1 protein-coding gene is annotated in these 1,397 nt (G+C 50.4%); it reads right to left on the minus strand.

Features of this window, described 5'->3' with window-relative positions:
- Nucleotides 1–75 precede the first annotated feature (75 nt).
- Complete coding sequence (locus AC3WJN_RS25515; protein ID WP_007787630.1) at nt 76–1,269, minus strand: transposase; 1,194 nt, start codon at nt 1,267–1,269, stop codon at nt 76–78.
- Between the last annotated feature and the right edge of the window lie 128 nt (nt 1,270–1,397).

Here is a 1,397-nt window from a genome sequence, read left to right on the forward strand (position 1 = left end):
TTGGTTTCAATGTCGTGATGTGATGGCTTTGGAAAAATGGGCAGACCTGCAGAATTTTCGTCTATGCTGAAAAATTTAAGCTGCGGCTTTGCTTGAATGCTTAACCATGGCTAGTGCAGAAGCCAGCAATACAATGGCGTTAAGGTACTGGTGCGTTGTGACTTTCTGAATTCCCCAAACGTGCATCGCATCGGCAGTTAGATAGGTTTTCAAGCGGGAATTGCATCGTTCCACGCTAGTTCTTTCGTTGTACAGTTCTTTCCAACGCTTGCTCTCCCGATGCGGTGTGGAGTAGCGGCGCAGATCACTGGTTGTATCCACCTTAACGACCATCCCATAATTGGAAGACGAACAAGCGGCCATTCCGAGCGGGCAGTCTACCTTGCCTGTAGCATGGGGACAGCGGAATTTCAGAACATCGCCATCCGCTCCCCAATAGGTCATCGGAAAACCCATGGAGCAGCAAGGCGTTCCGTTTGATGTCATGCCGGCAGGCGGCTCTTTCTCATTGCGAAGATTCATCGGGATGATCGCCTGTGCTTTCAAATTCCGGGCAGCCTCATAGTTTTTTAGTTGGTCGTACCCAGCATCGAGGACAAAGAAGCTGACTTTGGTTTTTGCCGCGACTTGTTCCATCAGATCTGGCGCCATATCGCCGTCATGGACATGAGCCGGTGTCACGGCGAGCGCCATCGGCAGTTCGCTTTTGGTATCGACGGCGAGATGAAGCTTGTAGCCAAACCACTTCACCTTATTGCCGAAGGAGTCGAACTTGGCACCCCAGTTTGCATTGCCTGTGAGCTCGCTTTTACGTTTCGGCTGTTTCTTCTCGTAGGCATGGATCGCGGCACTATCGATGGCCACATGACTTCCATCGACGATGCCTTCTTGCTTGCAGCGTGTGACCAGATCCTCAAAAAGTCGCTTGACCAGGTCTTTGCTCGTAAGCTCGGCAAAGACGCGGCTCAACGTTGCCACGGAAGGAGCTTTCCGATCAAGCCGAAGTCCGCATCGATAGCGAAAACGAAGATCCATATCCAGCCGGCGATGTAGGCCAGTGAACGTACTGATATTCTCAAGCGGAGCTGCAAGCAAAGCCCGAAGGATTCCTTGTCTGCAGTGACCGTCAGCGCCTCGGGGGGAACGGCTTCTCAGTTCTTTGGCGTAAGGACGTAGGTCAAGAGCGCTGAAAAAGATAGGCAATCGTTCTTTGGATTCAAGTTTTTGCAGTTCCTCGAAGGAAAACAGACTTTCTTGAAGAATATACAAGGTGACTTCCTCCTTTTGGGCGTTTTTGGTTTGGTCACCGAAAAACTTCTCCAAATTGGGGTGAAGTCCCTTTTTTATCCCTAGAAATCCTTGTGTCTCAAGGGCTCAGATTTCTGCAAAATGCTCAA

This window comes from Brevibacillus sp. FW306-2-1A-C05A (assembly GCF_058781555.1).